Consider the following 23,050-nt stretch of genomic DNA (forward strand, 5'->3'; position numbering starts at 1 on the left):
ACTCACCCGTCCGCCGCTCGCCACCTCAGAAGTAAACTCCCTTGTGCTGCCGCTCGACTTGCATGTGTTAGGCCTGCCGCCAGCGTTCAATCTGAGCCATGATCAAACTCTTCAATTAAAGTTTTTTGTTTCCGAAGAAACGGCTCAATGAATTCTGATTTTTTGTTTCAACTTAAAAGCCAAAACAAACTGTACATATTGCTATGAACACTCATTATTACATTGATTTAATTCTTTGACTGCCAACCCTAAGGTTAAGCAGTTTCGATTAACTCAACACCTGTGAGTGTCCACACAGATTTGCTTGATATATTGTTAAAGAGCGTTGACCATTCGCTTACACACTCAGTGTTTTCAGCGGGTCAGGGCTGCGTATTCTACGCATTCCCATTAGTGCGTCAAGTAGTTTTTTCAACTTTCTTAACTCTCATCGTGTAGCTCGCTAACCGATGAACTGCTTAGCTTTCTTGGCTTAACTTGCGTTTCGCTGTCTGCCGTGTCAGTGGATGCGCATTATAGGGAGCTGCAGATTTTGTGCAAGGGCTTTTTTGAGAAATTTTGATCTTTTTTCAATGGTTTCAGTTAGTCACAAAATACCCACTATTTATCCTCAGACTTATCCACATAAAGGTGCATAACGCTTAAATTTCAAACTATTTATTGCGTAATCCGCTTCAAGACCAATTTAAGATCCTGAGGATAGAGCCAATTTAAACTGAGATGGGCATTACGCTAGAGAAAAACGAAAAAGGATAGAGATGAAAAAGGCGACTTAGTTAAGTCGCCTTTTGCTTTAGTGTATTTACGGTCATCAATGACAGTGAATTAACTCAATTTACCGTGACACTGTTTATATTTACGGCCAGAGCCACAGGGGCAAGGATCATTACGACCAACCTTCTCACCATCACGGACCATTGGAGTATGACCAGCTACTACTTCAGGCTCGGCATCACCACCGACGAGTGACTCAGCTGCAGCATGTTGGTAATCCCGTTGGATCTTGGCATCTTCTTCACGGCGACGGGCTTCCATCTCTTCGACATCAGATTGAGCTTGCACTTGTACTTTTGACAACACACTGATGACGTCGTGCTTCAAGGTTGTGAGCAATTGTTGAAATAGCTCAAACGACTCGCGCTTATATTCTTGCTTTGGATTCTTCTGTGCGTAACCACGTAGGTGGATACCTTGACGCAGATGGTCCATCGCCGCTAAATGTTCTTTCCACAGGCCATCGAGAGTTTGTAGCATTACGGCTTTCTCGAACTGACGTAATACTTGCGCGCCAACCATTTCTTCTTTTGCCTTATAGGCATCTGACCAAGAGGTGATAATACGCTCACGTAGACTCTCTTCGTGCAGATCGTCTTCTTTATCTAACCATTCTTGGATAGGTAATTTGAGCATAAACTCTTGATTGAGACGTTGCTCTAGACCTGGAACATCCCATAACTCTTCAACCGATTGTGGTGGGATATACTGGTCGATTACCGCACCAATCACATCGTCTTGGATGTTTTGAATAGTATCTTCAATACTTTCGGCATCCATCAGCTCGTTACGTTGAGCATATACAACCTGGCGTTGGTCGTTGGCCACATCGTCAAACTCGAGTAATTGCTTACGGATATCGAAGTTACGTGCTTCAACTTTACGCTGGGCGTTTTCGATAGCACGGGACACCCATGGATGTTCGATCGCTTCGCCTTCTTCCATCCCCAATTTTTTCATCATGCCAGAGACACGATCCGAGGCGAAGATGCGCATTAAGCTATCTTCCATCGATAGGTAGAAACGTGAAGACCCCGCATCACCTTGGCGACCCGCACGGCCACGTAACTGGTTATCGATACGACGAGATTCATGACGCTCGGTACCTAAAATATGTAAACCACCGGCGGCAACTACGGCATCATGGCGCACTTGCCAATCGGCTTTGATCTTGGCTTTTTGCTCTGGAGTTGGATTATCGAGGGCATCGATTTCCATATTCCAGTTGCCACCGAGCACGATGTCAGTACCACGGCCGGCCATGTTAGTGGCAATGGTCACAGCGCCAGTACGACCTGCCTGTGCCACAATTTCCGCTTCTTTTTCGTGGAACTTAGCGTTAAGTACTTGGTGTGGGATCTTTTCCTGCACCATCAAACGAGCTAATAACTCAGATTGCTCGATAGATACTGTACCTACCAATACTGGCTGGCCACGTTCACGACAATCTTTGATATCTTTGATAATCGCTTGATATTTTTCATTGGCGGTTAAGTAAACCAAGTCCGCCATATCCTTACGCACCATTGGACGGTTTGTCGGCACTACGACAGTGTCTAATCCGTAGATGTGTTGGAATTCAAACGCTTCAGTATCGGCAGTACCTGTCATACCCGCCAGCTTCTCATATTGACGGAAGTAGTTCTGGAAAGTGATCGAAGCCAAGGTTTGGTTTTCGTTTTGAATGTGTACGCCTTCTTTGGCTTCAACGGCTTGATGTAAGCCTTCTGACCAACGACGACCCGGCATAGTACGGCCAGTATGCTCATCGACGATGATCACTTCGCCATCTTGGACTATATAGTCAACATCGCGCTCGAATAACGTATGAGCACGCAGGGCCGCATTAACATGGTGCAATAATGAAATATTGGCAGCCGAATAGAGTGAATCGCCTTCGGCTAACATGCCACGCTCGATCAGCAGATTTTCGACTTTTTCTTGACCGCGCTCGGTGAAATGCACTTGTTTGGCTTTTTCATCGATGCTGTAGTCACCCTCACCCACATATTCTTCCGAGTCTTCTTTATCTTGACGGATAAGACTTGGGATCAGGGTGTTGATCTTGATGTATAGCTCAGAGCTATCTTCAGCGGCACCAGAGATAATCAACGGCGTACGCGCTTCGTCGATTAAGATTGAGTCGACTTCGTCGATCAGGGCGTAATGCAATGGACGTTGAACACGCTCTTGTGGCGAGAACGCCATATTATCGCGCAGATAGTCAAAGCCGAATTCGTTGTTAGTACCGTAGGTGATATCGGCATTATAGGCGGCTTTCTTTTCATGCTGACCAAGACCAGCCACGTTGATGCCGACGGTCAAACCGAGGAATTCAAATAGTGGACGGTTATTCTCGGCATCACGGCGTGCCAAATAATCGTTCACTGTAATGACGTGCACGCCTTTTCCCGTCAGCGCATTTAAGTAAGCGGGCAAAGTTGCCGTTAAGGTTTTACCTTCACCGGTACGCATCTCGGCAATACGGTTGCTATCGAGCACCATGCCACCGAGCAACTGCACATCGAAGTGGCGCATTTCGAACACACGCTTCGATGCTTCACGAACGGTGGAAAATGCCTCGGCCATAATCGCTTCGAGGGTTTCACCTGCTGCTAAACGCTCACGAAACTCGGCGGTTTTGGCCTTTAACTCGTCATCGGTTAATTTTTCATAATCGGCTTCAAGCGCATTAATCTGATTAACGACTTTTTGTAAACCTTTAAGGGTACGGTCGTTACGACTACCAAATACTTTTGTCAGTAATTTACCAAACATCTGAATCACTTATTCTCTGTAGGCCAAGTCCATGATGGAACCTAGAAGCCAATGTTTCAATTAACTTGCTTTGCGGTAGACAAACTTCTGTGGATCTATCTGCTGTCCGCCACGCAACACTTCATAATGTACATGGGCCCCTGTCGAGCGCCCAGTACTTCCCATACTGGCGATGGTATCGCCTTTTGCGACCACATCACCTACAGTCACTGACAAAGCTTTATTATGGCCATAGCGAGTACGTAACCCATTACCATGGTCAATTTCGACCAACTCACCATAACCGAACATATTCCCAGCCCAAGTCACCACCCCTGAGGCAGTCGCGACAACTTTCGCCCCTTCTCGGCCAGTAAAATCTATGCCTTTATGCATGGTTCTGCGACCGTTGAAAGGGTCATTACGTAATCCGTAGGGCGATGAAAGCCAACCTTTATCGAGTGGCAGCCCAGATACATAACGCTCTTCATCTATATGGAGGTTAGATGACACTGTTTCAAGTAGTGACAGTTGAACATTATTGTTATCAATTCGTGAGGCGAGCTTATCCATATCGTCGATAAGCTGTCCAAGTTCGATGTTAGTGCCTAGTTCGCTCAAGCCACCGACACCCACCTCGGATGAAAAATCGAAATCATCTTCGAGTTTATTTCGTTCGGCAACTTGTTGACCCAAGGCTTCGAGACGAGTGACTTTTGCTTGCATACGGGCAACATGAGTCACTAGCATGGCTAGTTGAGACTCGGTAGCACTCTTGAGTTCTAAGACTTGTTTCTTCTGTTGTTCACGTTGGATACGATCATTATCAACACTGGCTTGCTGATCTTCAAATCGAGCGGAGTTGTGTTGATAAATACCGGCACCTGTAGCCAACAATAACATGGGTAGGAGCAACCAGCGTTTACTGGGTTGCCAGCGCGTGACGCCATTCCGACCTTGAATAAATACTGTTACACTCATAGCCTAATTCAGCCATCTTATTATCATATGAAAAAGCCCCCTCAAGATCTCAGCCAATTACTACACCAGTCGGGTAAATTACCCGACATCGCTGAGAAAGCGGAACTACTTTTGTATCTGGATCAGCATGTGAAGCAGATTGTCGCAGGTCCTATTGCGGAACAGCTGAAAGTCGCTAACTTCCGCCAGGGTGTTCTTGTAGTTGAAACCACTTCGGCAGCCTGGGCCGCACGAATTAATTTCCAAAAGTCGAAGCTACTCGCGCAACTTCAAGCAGAAACGCTCCCAATCCTTACCGCAATTGAAGTCAAAGTCAACCCGAGATTAGCAATGTATGATGCAAAGCCTAAACAAGCTCACAAAGAAATGAGCCCTGTTGCGGCGGAACATATTGCCGCGCTAGCAGAAAATGTGAGTGGCACACTGGGCGAAAAACTAAAACGGCTGGCCTCATTGGCCAGCCGTAATAAATAAACTCACACTTTTTTAAGCAAATACGGCGCCACCTGGCACAGTAAAGCTGACGGGAACATCGGCTTCTTTTTCAAAGCTGACTAACTCCCACGCATCCTGTTGCGCCAGCAGTGCTCGCACTAATTGGTTATTCAGTGCATGACCCGTTTTATAGGCTGTGAACTCACCTAAAATGGCGTGTCCGGCTACGTAGAGATCACCAAATGCGTCTAAAATCTTGTGCTTAACAAACTCGTCCTCATAACGCAGGCCGTCGGGGTTGAGGACGCGGTATTCATCAAGCACAACCGCATTTTCCATGCTGCCACCTAATGCAAGGTTGTTCGCACGCAGATACTCGATATCACGCATAAAACCGAAAGTACGGGCACGGCTGATATCTTTCACAAAAGCAGATGTTGAGAAGTCCATCACCACATGCTGTTGACTGCGAGCGATCTCTGGGTGAGCAAAGTCAATTTTAAAATTGACTCTAAAACCTTTAAAAGGTTTTAACTCGGCCCACTTATCACCATCTTCAACACGCACAGGGCGCTTAATCTTTAAGTACTTCTTAGGTGCAGCCTGCTCTTTAATACCGGCAGACTGTAATAAGAAGACGAATGGGCTCGCACTGCCATCCATAATAGGGATTTCAGGTGCGTCCACTTCGATTACGGCGTTGTCTATGCCTAAACCTGCGAGTGCAGCAAACAAATGCTCAATAGTCGAAATTCGAATACCTTCGTCATTGACAAGAGCCGTGCACATAGTAGTTTCACGAACTTGTTCCGCCTTCGCAGGAATTGCAACGGCAGGACTCATATCGGTACGCACAAGTACGATCCCTGTATTAACTGGTGCGGGCATAATGCTCAAGGTGACCTTATTGCCGGAGTGTAATCCGACGCCGGTAGTTTTCACCATTTTTTGAACAGTTCTTTGAAATATCATTCAGTTACCCGTTTAAATTCGAATTGCAAAGCCTAATATTTGTACACCCAGCGGCGGCAAAACAGCCACAGAGATATGACATGGTAACATAACTTAACCATGTCATACAAATGCAGCTATCCTGTGGTATCGCTCGACAACGAGTGACACCACAGAATACACGCTGGACTCAAATGCCCTTATTAATCAGCTTGCTTACGCAAAAACGCTGGAATATCAAGGTAATCCAATTCATGCTTCGTTGAAGGTGCAGGTGCCGGAGCAGGTTGAGCCGCCGTTGGCAATACATTGCCCTTTGGTGCAGCATAGCTCACATGGGCAACTTCTTCGACATAAGCTTCAACTTTTGGTTCCACAACGACAGGCTCAGGGCGAGGTGCAGGCTTAGAAACCAATTGGATATCAGGACGCTTTTCAGCACCGATACCGGTTGCAACCACTGTAACACGCAGCTCATCGCTCATTTCTGGGTCGATAACCGCACCCACGACCACAGTCGCGTTGTCAGAGGCGTAAGCCTTAACATGGTTACCGACAGTTTCGAATTCTTCGATACTCATATCCATACCTGCGGTAATGTTAACTAACACACCACGGGCACCGGCTAAGTCGATATCTTCTAATAATGGGCTGGCAACGGCAGCTTCCGCCGCTTCTTCTGCACGGTCTTCACCGCGAGCGACGCCTGTACCCATCATGGCATTACCCATTTCAGACATCACAGTCTTCACGTCGGCGAAGTCGACGTTAATCAAACCTGGACGAGTGATAAGCTCAGCAATACCTTGTACAGCGCCAAGTAACACGTTATTCGCTGCAGCAAATGCATCGAGTAATGAAGTGCCACGGCCCAATACTTTTAATAATTTCTCGTTCGGGATCGTGATTAACGAATCCACGTGCTTAGCGAGCTCGGCGATACCTTGCTCGGCATAAGCCATACGCTTTTTGCCTTCGAAGGGGAAAGGCTTAGTCACAACCGCAACGGTAAGAATACCTTCTTCACGGGCGATTTGCGCCACGACTGGCGCAGCACCTGTACCTGTACCACCGCCCATACCTGCGGCGATAAAGATCATATCCGAGCCTTTAATTGCGGCACGAATGTTCTCGCGATCTTCTTCAGCGGCTGCACGACCCACATCCGGGTTAGCACCTGCACCTAGGCCTTTAGTGACATCACGGCCTAATTGAATTGTTGAGCCAGCACTGGATTTACGTAGTGCCTGCGCGTCTGTGTTGGTAACGACAAACTCAACACCTTCAATGTTGTGTTTGACCATATGTTCGACAGCATTACCGCCGCCGCCGCCAACGCCGATGACTTTAATCACCGCGTCATCTGAGTGAGTGTCCATGATCTCAAACATTGTCTGATCTCCGTGTTGCCTGCGTTATGAAAATTAAAATTCGCCCTTAAACCAGCTTTGGACCCGATTCCAAGCACTGGTTACCCCTTGACGCTCAGGACGTTCGAATTGACGTTCGATCACCCGTCTTGCACCGTAGTGAAGCAGCCCGACTCCAGTGGAGTAAATAGACTGATCCACGTATTCATATAACCCTTTGATCGGTAGCGGTGAAGCCACCCGAACTGGCATGCCGAAGGTTGCTTCCGCAATATCGACGACGCCTTGAATCGACGCTGTGCCACCCGTGAGCACAATACCTGCGGCGATTTGGTCTTCTAAACCACTGTCTTTTAGCTCCTTGAGCACTAACTCAAACAGCTCTTGATATCTTGGCTCGACCACTTCAGCCAGTGTGTGACGTGACATGCTACGCGATGGACGCCCGCCTACAGAGGGCACTTCGATACTGTCTTCACGGCTCACCATGGAGCTGCGCGCACAGGCGAATTGCACTTTAATTTGTTCGGCATGTGACGACGGCGTGCGGAAAATCTTCGCAATATCGTTGGTCACTTGGTTACCCGCAACTGGCACAACTGCACAGTGACGCAGGGCGCCATTGGTATACACCGCAATATCCGTAGTACCACCGCCGATATCGACGATACACACACCTAGGTCTTTCTCATCGAAGGTCAACACAGCATCGGCCGAGGCGATTCCAGAGAACACTAAATCATCCACTTTTAAACCGCAGCGCTCAACGCTCTTAGTGATGTTCTTCGCCATATCATTGGCGCAGGTCACTATGTGTACCTTGGCTTCCATCCGCATTCCTGACATACCGATAGGGCTGCGAATACCGTCTTGTACGTCGATCGCATATTCCTGCGGCAGTACGTGTAAGATGCGACGTTCCGTCGGGATCTTCACCGAGCGAGCGGTGTGGATCACGTTATCGACATCTTCCTGTGTCACTTCTTCATCGTTAATCGACACCATGCCATTTTCGTTTTGGCAGGCGATATGTTTGCCTGAAATGCTCAGGTAAACCGATGACACTTGACAATCCGCCATTAATTCCGCTTGATCGAGCGCGCGTTGTACACTGCGCACGATGGAGTCTAAATCGTTAACGCCACCTTTATCCATCCCCCTTGAAGGATGATTACCAAGGCCGACTATGCTGATTTCGCCATCGGGCAGAACTTCGCCTATGATCACTGCGACTTTAGAGGTTCCTATGTCCAATCCGACGATCAGATTTCTATCTTGGTTTTTGATCATTAATTATCGGCTCTCTTGTTTGTGCATCGCCCCAGCCTACGGCCAACCCTGTGTCGTAGCGCAAATCCACTCTGGCAATCGGTTTATCATGTTTAGCCAATAGCGGATAAACTGTAATAAACCTTTGTATTCTTGCCATTTTATCTTCTCGACCTAGGTCTAAAACAATACCGTTACCTAGGGTCGCGTGCCACGCATGGCGCGGCGTTAAATTTAAGCTGGCTAAGGTAAAGCCATTAATCTTTAGCAAGGAGTTAACCTGCGCGTAGGCGGTTAATACCTCAGTGCCCATATCATCCGGCCCAGATAATTGCGGCAGATATTCAAGCTCTGGACGGGATGACGCCTCAAACACTTCGCCATGCACATTTAACCATGAGCTACCGTTCCAATGGGCAACGGGTTGCTGTTCTTGTAAATACACCCTGAGTTTCGCAGGCCACTCACGTCTGACCGATGCGCGATACACCCAAGGTAAGGCTTCTAGCGCCTGTTGCACTAAGGTAATGTCTGCGCTAAAAAAACTCCGCTGCATTAAATCCTGTAGTGCAATTTGTATATCTCTATCTGTGGTGTAAGTCCGTTCACCTTTGATGGCAACCGCCTCAATTGGCAAGGTGCTGGCATCATTTAAAAACTTATGTAACTGGTAGCCACCAAAGACGAAGCTACCAATGACTAGCCATAAAAAACCAATCCCACTCCACAGGTACCAATTGACCCGGGACATCCTCGCCCGCCAGTGTCGCCTCTTATCACTCCAAGACACGTTTGTTTCCACCTTTCAACGACACTACTAAAAACCACAGAAAATCGGCCATTATATAGAGCTAAATCTTTTGGTCAAAATTTCCTTTAACCCGAGATCCCGCGGGATGCATCAAGGTTTTGCTGCGTTAGCCACAACCGTTGCAAAGCCTAATTCTGATACTGCTAACTGGCGCGACAGGGCGCCTATATTACCCGCACCTTGGGTCAACAATAAATCCCCTTCCTGCAACACATCGGGTAGCACTTCGGCTAGCTGATCTGGGCTGGCAATGAAGATAGGATCGAGCTGGCCACGCAGACGGATCGAGCGACACAATGCCCGCCCATCGGCCCCAGTAATGGGCGCCTCGCCTGCACTGTAGACATCGAGCAACAGCAGGCAATCCACCTGGGATAACACCTCAATAAAGTCTTCGTACAAATCTCGGGTACGTGTATATCTATGGGGCTGATAGGCCATGACTAAACGCTTTTCAGGCCAGCCTGCACGCGCCGCTTTAATGGTCGCCGCCACTTCGCTGGGGTGATGACCATAATCATCGACTAACATCACTTCGCCCTTAGGTGTGGCGAACTTTCCTAAATGTTGGAAACGACGGCCAATACCTTGGAATTCAGCCAAGGCTTGCATGATGGCACTGTCATCGATTTCATCTTCGGTTGCCACGGCAATGGCGGCCAGCGCATTGAGTACATTGTGCTGACCTGGCAGGTTGAGCAGCAGATCTAAATCGTCTTTACCTTTACGTCTTACGGTAAAACGGCATTGATGCCCTTGTTGACTGAAATTCAGCGCCTGCACATCGGCATCATCACTAAAGCCATAGGTAACTAAATGGCGACCAATACGCGGCATAATTTCCCGCACGACAGGGTCGTCGATACAGACCACAGCTACGCCATAAAATGGCAAATTATGCAGAAAATCGACGAAGGTGGATTTGAGTTTCTCAAAGTCGCCACCGTAGGTATCCATATGATCGGCTTCGATGTTAGTCACCACACTGACCATGGGCTGCAAATGCAGGAAGCTGGCATCGCTCTCGTCCGCCTCTGCGATCAAATAACGACTGGTACCTAATCTTGCATTAGTCCCTGCGCTATTCAGCAAACCGCCGATCACAAAGGTGGGATCCCGCCCAGCCTGACCATAAACACTGGCGATAAGGCTAGTGGTTGTCGTTTTACCATGGGTGCCCGCAATCGCCACACCATGGCGATAACGCATTAACTCGGCTAACATTTCAGCGCGGCGAACGATAGGGATCCGCAGCTCTTTTGCCGCAATAATCTCTGGATTTTCAGGGTTGATCGCGGTTGACACTACGACCACATCCACCTGCTGCACATTGTCGGCCCCGTGGCCGATGTAGATCTTAGCGCCGAGTAAACACAGTCTGTCGGTCACCGCATTTTGCGCTATGTCCGAACCACTGACGTGATAACCTTCGTTTACTAATACCTCAGCGATCCCGCCCATGCCCGCGCCGCCAATGCCGACGAAATGAATACGCTTAATCCGGCGCATTTCTGGGATCATACTTCTGAGTTGTATGTATCTTTCTGTCTTAGTCATACTTATCCTTTCTCGGCGAGAGTGATACACACTTGGGCGACCTGCTCGGTTGCATCCAACACGGCAACGTCCCTCGCTCTTTGGCCCATATGGGCTAATTCTGCTCTATCATTGGCAAGTAACTGTAACTTACTCACCAGTTTGTTCACGTCCAAGATAGCCTGCGGCAATAGGAAAGCGGCGCCAGCCTCAACCAAAACCTGAGCATTACGGGTTTGGTGATCATCTACCGCATGGGGATAAGGCACCAAAATGCTTGGCAGCCCTACCGCCGCCAACTCGGATACCGTCAGCGCACCGGCACGGCACAATACCACATCTGCCCAACGATACGCGGCCTCCATATCATCAATAAATTCGGCGACATTCACCCCGCCATCTTGCCCCTGCTGTTGGTATGCCGCTTTTACGATGGCAAGATTATCTTTACCCACTTGATGCCACACGGTAATCGATTGCTGTTTACTCAACGCAGCCACCACCTCTGGCATTAAATCGTTAAAAACTTTCGCACCCAGACTACCGCCCACGACGAGCACTTTTAGGGCATCATCGGCGACTTGCTTAGGCTCGGCGCCAAGGGCAATCAGCTCGCGGCGAATCGGATTGCCAACGACTTTTGCCTTCACCTTGGTAAAGGTATTGTTAAAGGCACATAGCACTTGGCTCGCAATCCGCGATAACAACTTATTGGTCATCCCTGGAATAGCATTTTGCTCATGGAGCACTAAGGGCACTCCGGCTAATTTTGCCGCCACACCACCCGGACCACTGGCAAAGCCGCCCATACCCAGTACCACATCGGGTTTAAACTCGGCAATCACGGCCTTAGCTTGCAAAATTGAGCGCACCACTTTAAAGGGCGCCGCCAATTTACGCACTAAGCCATTACCACGGACGCCTTTGATATCGATAAAATCAATATCAAAACCATACTGGGGCACAAGACGCGCTTCCATACGATCGGCCGTGCCTAACCAACGCACCTGCCAACCCTGTTGTGCTAAATATTTAGCCACAGCCAATGCCGGGAATACATGACCTCCCGTGCCACCTGCCATGACTAAAATACGTTTACCCTTTGGGGTCATCACTTTAATCTCCCTTGTACGGCCTGAACTAAACTCATGCGCCGTTCGTAATCGATGCGTAGCAGTGTCATTGCCGCTACCGTCATGACCCATAAACTACTGCCACCGTAGCTCACAAAGGGCAGTGTTAGCCCTTTAGTGGGTAACATGCCGATACTGGCGCCCACATTCACTACGGTTTGGAAACAAATAGAAATACCAATGGCATAGGCTAAGTAACCTTCGAAGGCTTTATCCATCACTAGGCAAAGGTTGCCTAATCGAATCGCCCTCAATGCCACAAACAACAACACGGATAACACGGCAATAATGCCGATAAAACCTAACTCTTCCCCAATCACGGCGAAGATAAAGTCGGTATGGGCTTCGGGTAAGTATTCCAATTTTTGAATACTGTTACCTAGCCCTTGACCAAACCAATCTCCGCGACCATAGGCCATCAAAGATTGAGTTAACTGATAGCCACTACCGAAGGGATCTTGCCAAGGATCCATAAACGAAGTGACCCGGCGCATACGGTAAGGTTCTAATAACACTAAGGCAACGAAGGCTAGGACTCCGGCAAAGATCAGGGCGAAGAAGTCGAGCAAACGCGCACCCGCCAAAAACAGCAGCCCAACCGTACCGACGAACAGCACCACCACAGTCCCTAAGTCTGGTTGCATCAAAATCAAGATGGCGTAGATTGCAAATACCGCGATCGGCTTATAAAAACCCTTCGCATTTTCACGTACTTCCTGATGACGACGCACCAAATAACCCGCCATATACACAGAGAAGGCAAACTTTGCCACTTCCGCGACTTGGATACGGATCGGGCCTATGGATAACCAACGCGTCGCCCCGTTGACTGTGGTCCCAACCACTAATACCGCCACAAGCATCAGCCCCACGACGAGCAACATAATGGGACTCATACGCTGCCAAGTTTGCATTTCGATCCGTAACACGAACGCCGCAATGATGAGGCAACCGAGTAAATAGCCCACATGGCGCGTCATAAAGTAAAACGGATTACCCGTTAACGTCTGAGCCTCAGGCATAGACGCCGACATCACCATCACAAAACCAAAGCCAATCAAAGACAACACAGCAGTGAGCAAAGCCCGATCGTACAATTGCACGCCCGGGACTTCGGTATCACGTTGCCAGTTGGGGAGTGCATTCAACACCCGCCCAAACAGGCTGAGTTGTCTTGCATCACTCGCCATCGAGTTGCTCCACTTGGCTTCTAAAGTCATCACCACGGGCCATAAAGTTACTGTACATATCTAGGCTGGCACAGGCGGGCGACAGCAAAACGATATCACCGGATGAGGCTAATTCTGCCGCCTTAGTCACTGCTGCAGCCATAGAGTCGACTTTAATCGCCCCCGCTTTAAGCGCGGCAATTTTATTACCATCACGGCCTAAGGTAATCAGGTGAGTCACTGCAGCTAACGGCTCTACGAGCGGGCCAAAATCAGCCCCTTTACCATCGCCGCCAGCAATTAAAATAATATCGCCTAAGTGATCACTTAAGCCTTCGAGCGCCGCGACTGTGGCACCCACATTGGTAGCCTTTGAGTCGTTGACATAGGTGACGCCCGCTTTAACGCCCACAACTTCGCAGCGGTGCGAAAGCCCAGTAAAGGTACGGGCAACTTTGGCCATCACCTGCTTATCCACGCCAACCACATCAACTAAGGCCATGGCGGCGAGTAAATTGGCGTGGTTATGGCTACCAATCAGCGATACTTCTGTGATTGGCATAATTTCACTGTGCCCATGGTAAATCTTGCTGTCGCTGATGCCCCATTCATCACCTTCGGGCGCGGCTAAACCAAAACTGTTTTGGTTCATCGGTTCCGTTGGCATAGTTAAGGCATCGTCACGATTAAAGAGGATGGCGCGACTCTGATGATACAAACGCAATTTAGCGTTGCGATAGGCATCCATATCGCTGTATCTGTCCATATGATCTTCGGTCACGTTTAAACAGGTTGCGACCACACAATTCAAACTGTGGGTGGTTTCAAGCTGGAAGCTCGACAACTCAAGCACAAAAATCTCGGCATTCTCTTTCAGCAAATCCAGCGCCGGAATACCGATATTCCCACCCACGGCGACCGCCATACCCGCTTCGCGCAGCATTTCACCGACTAAGGTGGTCACTGTCGTTTTGCCATTTGAGCCTGTAATTCCAATCACGCAGGGTTTACGCTCGGCAATTTCACGGGCAAATAGCTCGACATCACCAATCACCTCAATCCCCATATCCAGTGCGGCGCGCACCTCTGGCGTATCGATAGCAATACCTGGGCTAATAATGATTTGCGTCGCCTGCACTAAATAACGGCAATCAAATCCGCCCGCAATCAACTGTACCTCAGGGAAAGAAGCCGCTAAGGTATCAGCTCCCGGTGGTTGCCTGCGGCTATCCATGACCAGCGGCGTAATGCCTTTTTCACACAAATAGCGCACCACAGAGAGCCCTGTAGCACCCAAACCCAACACTATGTGTGAATACTGATTTTGCATAACCTATTACCTTAACTTCAACGTTGCTAAGCCGAGTAACACTAAGAAAATCGAGATAATCCAGAAACGGACAATCACGCGTGGTTCCGGCCAACCTTTTAACTCGTAATGGTGGTGAATGGGCGCCATGCGGAAAATCCGTTGGCCACGCAACTTGTAGGATCCCACCTGTAGGATCACTGACACAGTTTCCATCACAAACACACCACCCATGATCACTAACAGGATTTCTTGGCGAACTAACACCGCAATCGCACCAAGGGCTGCGCCTAATGAGAGTGAACCCACATCGCCCATAAAGACTTGTGCTGGGTAAGTGTTAAACCATAAAAAGCCTAAACCTGCACCGACAATGGCGGTGCAGACGATAACGAGTTCACCCGACCCCGGCAAATGCGGGATATGTAAGTAATTGGCAAACTGAGCGTGACCCGATAAATACGCAATCAAGGCAAACGCCGCCGCGACCATCACAGTCGGCATAATCGCCAAACCGTCGAGGCCATCGGTTAAATTCACCGCATTGCTCGAACCCACAATAGTGAAGTACGCCAATACAATAAATACGGCGCCAAGTTGCGGCATCACGTCTTTAAAGAAAGGCACCACTAGCTGGGTTTCACCCGGGTTAGCTGCGGTTGCATATAAAAAGAAGGCGATTAACAATGCGGCTAAGGATTGCAAAATATACTTCCAACGCGCAATCAAGCCCTTAGTGTCTTTACGCACTACTTTACGGTAATCGTCGATAAAGCCAATCAGGCCGAAGCTACCGAGCACAAACAGCATCACCCACACATAGCGGCTACCTAGGTCGCCCCACAACAATACGCTGATAAAGATGGCGGCTAAGATCAGCAGACCACCCATAGTTGGCGTACCGCGTTTACTAAAGTGTGATTCTGGGCCATCGTTACGCACTACTTGGCCAATTTGCATTAACTGCAAACGTTCGATCAGTTTTGGTCCCCACCAGAGGCTAAAAATTAATGCGGTTAATAGGCCTAAAATGGCTCTAAATGTCACATAAGAAAATACGTTAAACCCTGTATGAAACTGGGTTAAATACTCGGCCAGATACACCAGCATCTACACTAACTCCCCACGCCCGAAGGCTACTGTTAGGCCATCCACGACCCGCTCCATGGCGGCGCTACGTGAACCTTTAACTAAAACCGTCACCTGTCCCGGCAACTGGTTGATGTGTTTTATCAGTTTTTCTACTAACGTCGCCACGCTGTCATGGTGCTCCGCCCCGAAAGCTTGGCTCGTGTGCTGACTCAAATTCCCCGTACAAAACAGCGCATCAATCCCCTGCTGTTTGGCCAGTTGTCCGAGCTCAGCGTGCAAAAGGGGCGCATTGTCGCCTAATTCGCCCAAATCTCCCAGTACCAAACAACGATTTTCAGAAATTTCCTTTAACCAAGCGATTGCGGCTCCGACAGACACAGGATTGGCGTTATAGCTATCATCGATTAAACGAATTCGTCCTAATTGAGTTGGCTGCATCCGCCCTTTCACGGGAGTCAACTGGCTTAAGCCATTCGATATTTCAGTCAAACTCAATCCCAAAGCAATACAAACACTTGCAGCGGCGAGTGCATTACTCACTTGATGGCGGCCAGCCAGTGGTAAAACCACAGGGCAAGATTCACCTAAGTAATTGAGCATAAAACGATAACAACCCTCTTTATCCGCTTTATGTCCGCTTGCAATCACATCGATATGCCGTTTTGCCGCACCTTCTTGCTGGGAAAAGCTCAGCTGCTTATAGTGCTTAGCCTTCACCCTCATCACATCTGCAAAGGCATCATCGGCGTTGATAATGGCGGTGCCACCCTGTTGCAAATGATTAAAAATTTCCGACTTGGCCTGTGCAACCCCCGCTTGGGAACCAAACCCTTCTAAATGGGCACTACCAACGTTATTCACCAGCGCTACATTTGGACGCACCAAGCCTGAGGTGTAATCGATTTCACCTTTATGGTTAGCACCCAGCTCAAACACCCCATATTCATCCGCGGGCGTTAAGCGCAGTAGGGTTAAGGGCACGCCAATCTCGTTATTAAAATTGCCCGCGGTGTAAAGCACTTGATGTTTAGCCGACAGAATAGTGGCAATCATTTCCTTCACACTGGTCTTGCCGTTAGAACCCGTTAAAGCCACGCAAATGGGATTCACTTGGTCACGGACATAAGCACCTATCGCACCCATGGCCCTTTGACAATCGGCGACGATAAGCTGCGGAATATCGAAGGGGAGTTCACGTTCGACCATTAACGCCTTAGCACCGTTCTCAATGGCCGTGGCCGCAAAGTCATGGCCGTCGAAACGCTCACCCTTTAAGGCAACAAACAGAGTTGCAACGCCGATTTTACGGCTATCGCTGCTTAAATCTTGGATGGTGACATCGTCACCGACTCGACGCTCACCTAAGTGTTGGCATAGGGCCTCGAGGGAAAGAGGGATCATCTGGTTTGCTCCGATAACTGGCGTGCCAGGGCGCGTTCATCGTAGTCATAACGCACGCCTGCCGCCTCTTGGTAAGTTTCATGGCCTTTACCCGCGAGCAAAATCACATCCCCAGGTTTAGCCAATGCCACAACCTCTTTAATGGCTGTGACACGGTCAACCTGAGTCAATGCGAGCTCTGGATTAATAAGCCCTTGGATAATATCGGTAATAATTTGCTTAGGATCTTCACTGCGGGCATTGTCGCTGGTCACCATAATGCGGTCGGCAAATTGCTCCGCCGCTTGTCCCATGAGTGGACGTTTGCCCTTATCACGGTCGCCACCACAGCCAAATACACACCATAACTCACTAGTACAGTGGCGGCGTAGGGCGTTTAACGCCTGTTCAATAGCATCTGGCGTATGGGCATAATCGACCACTAAGGTGATGTTGTCCGCCGTAGTAAAACGCTCCATGCGGCCAGCCACAGGCACTAAGTAAGGCACCTGCTCAGCCAATGCCCGCATATCTATTCCCTGTAAATACAAGGCAGATAATGCCGCGAGTAAATTCGATAGGTTAAACGCGCCTAATAAAGGAGAACGGATTTCGACTTCGCCCTCGGGCCAAACTAATGTAGCCTGCACTCCTTGGTCATTAAATTGCACAGCTTTGGTATAAAAGGTGGCTTCAGGATGGCCTTCAATACTAAAGCCCCAGATCTTAGCGGCGACATTTTGCAGCTCAGATAACCAAACGGCGCCAACGGCATCGTCTAAGTTCAGCAACCCGTGACGCAAGGCATCGAAGCGAAATAGCATTTGTTTAGCCGCGGCATAGCTTTCCATATCACCGTGATAATCGAGATGGTCACGGGTTAGATTAGTAAACACGGCGACATCGAAGGGCACGGCATCGACTCGTCCTTGGACTAAACCATGGCTCGAGACTTCCATCGCGCACACGCTCACACCTTGCGCTTCAAATTCATTCAATTGTCGCATCAGGGTAATGGCATCGGCCGTGGTATTGCCGCTATCGACCAACTCACCCCAAAGGCCGTTACCTAAAGTGCCCATTACCGCCGCTTTGCGTGCTAATAAGGTAGTTAGCTGGGCAATTAACTGGCTGGTCGAGGTCTTACCGTTCGTTCCTGTGATACCGATAACACCCATGGATTGGCCTTGGCTCACGGGGTAACGCACGGAGGCCAACGCCGAAACCTGCTGGCTAAGCCGATAAAAATAAATCTGTACGCCTTGCTCAGCATGCTCGCTTGTTAGCACTTTGCCATGCTCACTTGGGTTGTCCGTATGGACTAACACTGCGGTGGCACCTTGAGCTAAGGCTTTATCTATAAACTGTCTACCATCAACTTTATGCCCTGGCAGCGCCAAAAACACATCGCCGCGACATATTGCGCGGCTATCTAAGATCAAATGATTGAAGGACTGATTGCCCAAATACTCAAACCAAGGTGCGAGCAGATCCCGTAACAACATCATTCTGTTCTCCCTGCGGCGATACCCGCCAACTGCACCTGTTCTTTATCGGAAATGGGTTCAACGTTTAGCATTTGCAGTGCACCGGACATCACTTTTGCGAACGCCGGCCCTGCCACTGAACCACCATAATAGAGATCGCCCTTAGGCTCGTTAACCACAACCACAATCGCAAGTTTTGGATTATTTACTGGGGCAACGCCTGCAAATAAGGCCACATAATCATCACCATATCCCCCTGCAATCGCCTTACGGCTAGTACCGGACTTACCCGCAACCGGATAACCATCGATATGGGCCAATGTGCCCGTGCCGCCTTTTTCGGTAACACTGACCATCATCTGCAGCACATTATTAGCCACGTCTTGTGAAATAACTCGTTCACCCTCGGGCGGCTTCTTGAGCTTTAAAATAGAAACTGGGTATAAAGTGCCGCCATTACCTAAGGTGGCGTACATGCGAGCAAGCTGCAGTGTGGTGGCCGTTAAACCGTAACCGAAGGATAAAGTAGCGCGTTCAAAGTCGGACCAACGGTGCCTGTCTTGGATCAAACCCGCGCTTTCGCCCACAAGGTTAATGCCAGAAAAGTTACCTAAACCCATAGATTGATAAGTGCCCAGCAGTTGTTGTACTGGAATCGAAAGGGCTAATTTACTGATCCCCACGTTACTGGATTTGGCCAAAATGCGCGCCAAGCTCATGTCACCATAATTATTAGGGTCGCGCACCTGCCGGCCACCCAAGCGCATCCAACCAGGGGACGTCGGGATAATATCGGTCGACTTAACTGTACCCGCCTCAAGCGCCGCCACTACCACAAAAGGTTTAATGGTCGAACCGGGCTCGAAGGTATCTGTCATAGCGCGGTTACGCATTCTGAAGGTTTGCAGATTGTCGCGCGCATTAGGGTTGTACGAAGGAGTATTCACCATCGCCAACACTTCACCCGTGTGGATATCGAGTACGACAATCGAACCCGAAGTAGCTTGGTTCATTTCCGTGGTGCGTTTTAGCTCGCGATAGGCAAGTTGTTGAATGCGATGATCGATACTCAACACCAGATCATTTGGACTCTCGCCTTCTTGAACAATATCAAGGCGCTCCACCACATGGCCATCACGGGATTTACGCACTTTTTGTTTCGATGGCGTGCCCGTGAGCCAGCTGTTGTACGCGTTTTCAACGCCTTCAATACCGACATCGTCAATATTGGTGATACCGATCAATTGGGCGGTGATTTCGCCACCTGGGTAATAACGGCGCGATTCAGACTTTAAAAACACCCCGGGTAACTTCAATTGGGTAATATAATCGGCCACCGCGGGAGTGACTTGGCGTTTAAGGTAGGTAAAACGTTTAGTGGGATTACTGCGCACCCTGTCAAGCACATCTTCGATAGGCTCGTGCAGCACATCGGCGAGGGCTTGCCAACGGCGCATATCGGCAAAACCATTATTATCATTCACTTGCTTAGGATCGGCCCAGACCGCACGCACTGGCACACTGACGGCCAACATGTCACCATTGCGGTCAGTGATCAAGCCACGCTGCACCTCACGACTGGTGGTGCGCAGGGTGCGCATATCACTTTCGTGGCGTAGCTTATCGGGCTCGATGATTTGAATATAGGCCGCGCGTCCCACTAGACTGCAAAATAGCGCAAGCACAAACCCCACCACAACGTATAGACGCCAGTGGATAAGTTGTGGCTTTTGCTTTTTGCTCGCCTGTTTGGTTTTTGCTTGCCTAATCATATTTTCCCTATACTCACGGCACCTTTACCACAACTTCTTCGCTGGGCAAGGGGCGACTCATGTTGAGCTCCTTCGATGCAATACGCGTAATACGGCTATGTTCCGTTTGCGATTGCTCTTCCAATAATAAATTGCGCCACTCAATATCTAATCTGTCCCGCTCCTGTAGCAGTTGGTCCCACTGGGTCGTGAGTTTACGGCTAACATGGCTGGTATAAACCACGGCAACTGCATGACCTAACACGAGCAAAGCCAATAACAAGAGCCATTTGTGACGCCATAAATCGTGCAAAACGATCCGTGGCAGATTTAAAGAGGGCTTACTCACTGCGTTTGCCCCTTAGTAATCTAATCGCTCGGCAATGCGTAACACCGAACTGCGGGCCCTAGCATTGCGTTCAATTTCCTCATCGGACGGCATAATTGCCTTACCAATGGCGCGCAGCTTGCGCGACTTGTTAATTTGATCTTCAGTAATCGGCAGACCGTGGGGCACGCTTTCGCCTTGACTGTGGCGACGAATAAAACGCTTAACGATGCGGTCTTCCAAGGAGTGGAAGCTGATAATCGATAAACGTCCCTGAGGTGCAAGTACGGTTAACGCTCCCTCAAGAGCTTGATCTATCTGGTCTAATTCACTATTGATATAGATACGGATCGCTTGAAACACGCGGGTTGCCGGGTGCTTATTGCGTTCTTTATTCTTAGTGATACGGGCAATTAAATCGGCCAAATCTTTAGTGCGTAAAAATGGCGTTTTGTCACGGTCAGCAGCAATACAACGGGCAATATGGCGGGCGTTTTTCTCTTCACCATAGGTTTTGAATACCCAGGCCATATCTTCAATTTCAGCGCGGGCAATCCACTGGGCTGCGGTTTCACCTTGGCTATTATCCATCCGCATATCGAGCGGCCCATCGCGCAGGAAACTAAACCCACGCTCGGCATCGTCAAGTTGCGGCGAAGACACTCCTAAATCGAGTAGCACGCCATCAATTTTACCGACAAGGCCCAATTCCTCGACATAATCGGCTAACTGACCAAAACCACCGTGGACGATTTGAAAGCGGGGATCGTCGCTAAATTGTTTTGCGGCTTCAATCGCTTGGGGATCTCTGTCGATGGCAATCAAGCGACCATTGGCACCGAGTCGTTGCAACACTTGTCTTGAATGACCACCGCGGCCGAACGTGCCATCAATATAGATGCCATCGTCTTTGATGTTCAAACCGCCGACCGTTTCTTCTAGCAGAACGGATAAATGGGCAAATTCCTGACTCATTACTCTCTTCTTATTTAGTTATGCGACGCGTTAGAGTGAAAAATCCGCCAGACGCTCGTTGTTAGCAAGCTCCTCGCTTCGAATCGTTTCCTGACACTCATCAATTTGCTGCAGCCAAGCTTGCTCATCCCACAGCTCAAATTTGTTTAACTGCCCCACCAACATGATGCGCTTATCTAAGCTGGCGTATTGCCGCAGCGGCGGTGGCAGTAATATGCGTCCATTGCCGTCGAGTTCTACCTCATGGGCATAACCGAGCAACAGTCGTTTTAAGGATCTCTGGGTTTGGTCGGTATCTGAAAGCTTTAGCAACTTAGCTTCGATCAATTCCCATTCATGGATTGGATACAAGAGTAAACAGGCGGATTGAATATCGACGGTAATCACGATGCGGCCTTGGTGCTCAAGCTGCAAAGGTTCGCGGTATCGCACTGGAATAGCGATCCGTCCCTTTGTATCTAGGTTGATGGCACTGGCTCCACGAAACACGCTAATTCATCCTATCCTTTGATTTTTGATCCACAAATATCCACTATTTCCCACAACTGCTAAGTTTAGGGACAGTGGACAAGCATTGTCAAGGGATGGGATCCTTTTATAAAGCCAGTCGGCAAGCGGGTTAGCAGCATGTTGCCCCTATAACCTAGTGACAAAGTTTTGACAAAAAAATCGGTATAAAATCGGCTAAACGATGGAAAGGAGGGAGATAAGTAGAGGGCAAATAAGCAGCAATCGTTAGCTTTCAGGCAGTTGCAATACAAATTATGCCGCTAAATTTCTGTAATTGCGGGCTTTGGCCTTGAGATAAATCACGATAGACGCACGCATTGCCATAAAATATGGCTTCAATTTCAGTTGTCGTCAGCGCCACAAAATCGCCTGATGCAGCATAAATCGCTAAATATTTATTTTTGGCCAAAAGCTTCGACTAAGAAATTTATTTAATGATTGCGAGAAAGATCAAAGATCGCGCCCCGTTAACCTAGGGTTAGACCCAAAAGCACTGTTGCTAACGAAGGCTCCACTCTTATGCCGATCGCAATCTGAATGCGCTGATATGGCAGACATCTATTTTTTGCTCATCGCGGCAAATCGCCAAAGGATCTTAAACAGCGTATAGTCTAAATATTAACCAGCTCCTGCCGATAGAATGACAAGTGGCTTAAAAAAGGAGGCGTTATGAGTGGATTGGACAGTATTTATGCCATGTTGGCACAGCCAGCAAAAGCAGTATTTCACCCTAAACGGGTCGTCGATCAGGTGAGCAGTACCACTGCTAATGCACCTGATAGCCATGAATCACCCCAATCGCAACTCCCCCCAACCATAGAGGGTCGTGATGCCACAGTCAGGGACAGACGCAAAGAATCCGATGCCAAGCGCAATAAAAAGCGCCGCGCGTCCGATAAGCCAAAGAAATTAAAAGAAGGTCTAATGCTTGAGGTGACTGACGATACGGCGGAAATCAACAAGCAATCGAGTCAACATATTATTGATGTTGAAGTCTAAACCCGTACTGATATAAAACGAAAAGGCGCTAAT

The 23,050-nt window shown here is 48.9% G+C and carries 19 protein-coding genes and 1 rRNA gene; 2 read left to right on the top strand and 18 right to left on the bottom strand.

Annotation, left to right across the window (positions count from 1 at the left end; translation table 11 throughout):
• From MJO46_RS10670 to MJO46_RS10680, 3 genes are all read right to left on the bottom strand, one after another.
• Positions 1-118 (bottom strand): 16S ribosomal RNA (locus MJO46_RS10670); the annotation flags it as partial.
• A 707-nt stretch (positions 119-825) separates the two neighbouring features.
• Entirely contained in the window at positions 826-3,552 is a 2,727-nt protein-coding gene (secA, locus tag MJO46_RS10675) for a preprotein translocase subunit SecA (protein WP_253989344.1), read from the bottom strand.
• A gap of 60 nt (positions 3,553-3,612) precedes the next feature.
• A complete protein-coding gene (locus tag MJO46_RS10680; protein ID WP_253989300.1) occupies positions 3,613-4,512 on the bottom strand; it encodes a M23 family metallopeptidase in 900 nt (299 codons plus the stop codon).
• A gap of 27 nt (positions 4,513-4,539) precedes the next feature.
• Between MJO46_RS10680 and MJO46_RS10685 the strand changes: the two genes are divergently transcribed.
• On the top strand, positions 4,540-4,986 hold the full coding sequence (locus MJO46_RS10685; RefSeq protein WP_253989301.1) for a DUF721 domain-containing protein: 447 nt from the start codon (positions 4,540-4,542) through the stop codon (positions 4,984-4,986).
• 12 nt (positions 4,987-4,998) lie between these two features.
• On the opposite strand, the gene lpxC is transcribed toward MJO46_RS10685, so the two are convergent.
• From lpxC to mraZ, 15 genes are all read right to left on the bottom strand, one after another.
• The gene (lpxC, locus tag MJO46_RS10690; protein WP_198782062.1) at positions 4,999-5,919 is read right to left on the bottom strand and encodes a UDP-3-O-acyl-N-acetylglucosamine deacetylase; all 921 of its coding nucleotides are present in this window, start codon (positions 5,917-5,919) and stop codon (positions 4,999-5,001) included.
• 182 nt (positions 5,920-6,101) lie between these two features.
• Entirely contained in the window at positions 6,102-7,289 is a 1,188-nt protein-coding gene (gene ftsZ, locus MJO46_RS10695) for a cell division protein FtsZ (RefSeq protein WP_198782061.1), read from the bottom strand.
• 33 nt (positions 7,290-7,322) lie between these two features.
• Positions 7,323-8,558 (bottom strand): cell division protein FtsA, encoded by a 1,236-nt coding sequence (gene ftsA, locus MJO46_RS10700; protein ID WP_006079897.1) that lies wholly within the window; start codon positions 8,556-8,558, stop codon positions 7,323-7,325.
• Positions 8,539-9,288, bottom strand: a complete 750-nt coding sequence (locus MJO46_RS10705) for a cell division protein FtsQ/DivIB (RefSeq protein ID WP_253989302.1) — start codon at positions 9,286-9,288, stop codon at positions 8,539-8,541. The genes ftsA and MJO46_RS10705 overlap by 20 nt, the downstream gene beginning before the upstream one ends.
• 150 nt (positions 9,289-9,438) lie before the next feature.
• The gene (murC, locus tag MJO46_RS10710) at positions 9,439-10,905 is read right to left on the bottom strand and encodes a UDP-N-acetylmuramate--L-alanine ligase (protein ID WP_253989303.1); all 1,467 of its coding nucleotides are present in this window, start codon (positions 10,903-10,905) and stop codon (positions 9,439-9,441) included.
• Positions 10,906-10,907: 2 nt separating this feature from the next.
• Positions 10,908-11,996: an undecaprenyldiphospho-muramoylpentapeptide beta-N-acetylglucosaminyltransferase gene (murG, locus tag MJO46_RS10715; protein ID WP_253989345.1), complete on the bottom strand. Its 1,089-nt coding sequence runs from the start codon at positions 11,994-11,996 to the stop codon at positions 10,908-10,910.
• Positions 11,996-13,207 (bottom strand): cell division protein FtsW, encoded by a 1,212-nt coding sequence (ftsW, locus tag MJO46_RS10720; protein ID WP_198782058.1) that lies wholly within the window; start codon positions 13,205-13,207, stop codon positions 11,996-11,998. The genes murG and ftsW overlap by 1 nt, the downstream gene beginning before the upstream one ends.
• Entirely contained in the window at positions 13,197-14,516 is a 1,320-nt protein-coding gene (gene murD, locus MJO46_RS10725; protein ID WP_253989304.1) for a UDP-N-acetylmuramoyl-L-alanine--D-glutamate ligase, read from the bottom strand. The genes ftsW and murD overlap by 11 nt, the downstream gene beginning before the upstream one ends.
• A gap of 6 nt (positions 14,517-14,522) precedes the next feature.
• Positions 14,523-15,605, bottom strand: a complete 1,083-nt coding sequence (gene mraY / locus MJO46_RS10730) for a phospho-N-acetylmuramoyl-pentapeptide-transferase (protein WP_198782056.1) — start codon at positions 15,603-15,605, stop codon at positions 14,523-14,525.
• Positions 15,606-16,988: a UDP-N-acetylmuramoyl-tripeptide--D-alanyl-D-alanine ligase gene (gene murF / locus MJO46_RS10735; RefSeq protein ID WP_253989305.1), complete on the bottom strand. Its 1,383-nt coding sequence runs from the start codon at positions 16,986-16,988 to the stop codon at positions 15,606-15,608.
• Positions 16,985-18,475: a UDP-N-acetylmuramoyl-L-alanyl-D-glutamate--2,6-diaminopimelate ligase gene (gene murE, locus MJO46_RS10740; protein ID WP_253989306.1), complete on the bottom strand. Its 1,491-nt coding sequence runs from the start codon at positions 18,473-18,475 to the stop codon at positions 16,985-16,987. The genes murF and murE overlap by 4 nt, the downstream gene beginning before the upstream one ends.
• Positions 18,472-20,226 (bottom strand): penicillin-binding transpeptidase domain-containing protein, encoded by a 1,755-nt coding sequence (locus MJO46_RS10745; RefSeq protein ID WP_253989307.1) that lies wholly within the window; start codon positions 20,224-20,226, stop codon positions 18,472-18,474. Before MJO46_RS10745 ends, murE begins: the two co-directional genes overlap by 4 nt.
• Before the next feature lie 13 nt (positions 20,227-20,239).
• On the bottom strand, positions 20,240-20,554 hold the full coding sequence (gene ftsL, locus MJO46_RS10750) for a cell division protein FtsL (RefSeq protein ID WP_253989308.1): 315 nt from the start codon (positions 20,552-20,554) through the stop codon (positions 20,240-20,242).
• A 12-nt stretch (positions 20,555-20,566) separates the two neighbouring features.
• Positions 20,567-21,508: a 16S rRNA (cytosine(1402)-N(4))-methyltransferase RsmH gene (gene rsmH, locus MJO46_RS10755; RefSeq protein WP_198782051.1), complete on the bottom strand. Its 942-nt coding sequence runs from the start codon at positions 21,506-21,508 to the stop codon at positions 20,567-20,569.
• Positions 21,509-21,538: 30 nt separating this feature from the next.
• Entirely contained in the window at positions 21,539-21,997 is a 459-nt protein-coding gene (gene mraZ / locus MJO46_RS10760) for a division/cell wall cluster transcriptional repressor MraZ (RefSeq protein WP_198782050.1), read from the bottom strand.
• Between the two features lie 690 nt (positions 21,998-22,687).
• On the opposite strand from mraZ, the gene MJO46_RS10765 reads away from it, so the two are divergent.
• Positions 22,688-23,017, top strand: coding sequence for a hypothetical protein (locus MJO46_RS10765; RefSeq protein WP_253989309.1), 330 nt, complete (start codon positions 22,688-22,690; stop codon positions 23,015-23,017).
• Positions 23,018-23,050 lie beyond the last annotated feature (33 nt).

Source organism: Shewanella sp. KJ2020 (genome assembly GCF_024197625.1).
Lineage (GTDB): Bacteria > Pseudomonadota > Gammaproteobacteria > Enterobacterales > Shewanellaceae > Shewanella.

Coding starts and splice junctions, on each gene's coding strand:
- MJO46_RS10745 (WP_253989307.1), bottom strand. CDS start 20,226: ATGATTAGGCAAGCAAAAACCAAACAGGCGAGCAAAAAGCAAAAGCCA.
- rsmH (WP_198782051.1), bottom strand. CDS start 21,508: ATGAGTCAGGAATTTGCCCATTTATCCGTTCTGCTAGAAGAAACGGTC.
- murC (WP_253989303.1), bottom strand. CDS start 10,905: ATGACTAAGACAGAAAGATACATACAACTCAGAAGTATGATCCCAGAA.
- MJO46_RS10705 (WP_253989302.1), bottom strand. CDS start 9,288: ATGTCCCGGGTCAATTGGTACCTGTGGAGTGGGATTGGTTTTTTATGG.
- ftsA (WP_006079897.1), bottom strand. CDS start 8,558: ATGATCAAAAACCAAGATAGAAATCTGATCGTCGGATTGGACATAGGA.
- MJO46_RS10765 (WP_253989309.1), top strand. CDS start 22,688: ATGAGTGGATTGGACAGTATTTATGCCATGTTGGCACAGCCAGCAAAA.
- MJO46_RS10685 (WP_253989301.1), top strand. CDS start 4,540: ATGAAAAAGCCCCCTCAAGATCTCAGCCAATTACTACACCAGTCGGGT.
- murF (WP_253989305.1), bottom strand. CDS start 16,988: ATGATCCCTCTTTCCCTCGAGGCCCTATGCCAACACTTAGGTGAGCGT.
- murG (WP_253989345.1), bottom strand. CDS start 11,996: ATGACCCCAAAGGGTAAACGTATTTTAGTCATGGCAGGTGGCACGGGA.
- mraY (WP_198782056.1), bottom strand. CDS start 15,605: ATGCTGGTGTATCTGGCCGAGTATTTAACCCAGTTTCATACAGGGTTT.
- secA (WP_253989344.1), bottom strand. CDS start 3,552: ATGTTTGGTAAATTACTGACAAAAGTATTTGGTAGTCGTAACGACCGT.
- ftsW (WP_198782058.1), bottom strand. CDS start 13,207: ATGGCGAGTGATGCAAGACAACTCAGCCTGTTTGGGCGGGTGTTGAAT.
- lpxC (WP_198782062.1), bottom strand. CDS start 5,919: ATGATATTTCAAAGAACTGTTCAAAAAATGGTGAAAACTACCGGCGTC.
- MJO46_RS10680 (WP_253989300.1), bottom strand. CDS start 4,512: ATGAGTGTAACAGTATTTATTCAAGGTCGGAATGGCGTCACGCGCTGG.
- ftsZ (WP_198782061.1), bottom strand. CDS start 7,289: ATGTTTGAGATCATGGACACTCACTCAGATGACGCGGTGATTAAAGTC.
- murD (WP_253989304.1), bottom strand. CDS start 14,516: ATGCAAAATCAGTATTCACACATAGTGTTGGGTTTGGGTGCTACAGGG.
- murE (WP_253989306.1), bottom strand. CDS start 18,475: ATGATGTTGTTACGGGATCTGCTCGCACCTTGGTTTGAGTATTTGGGC.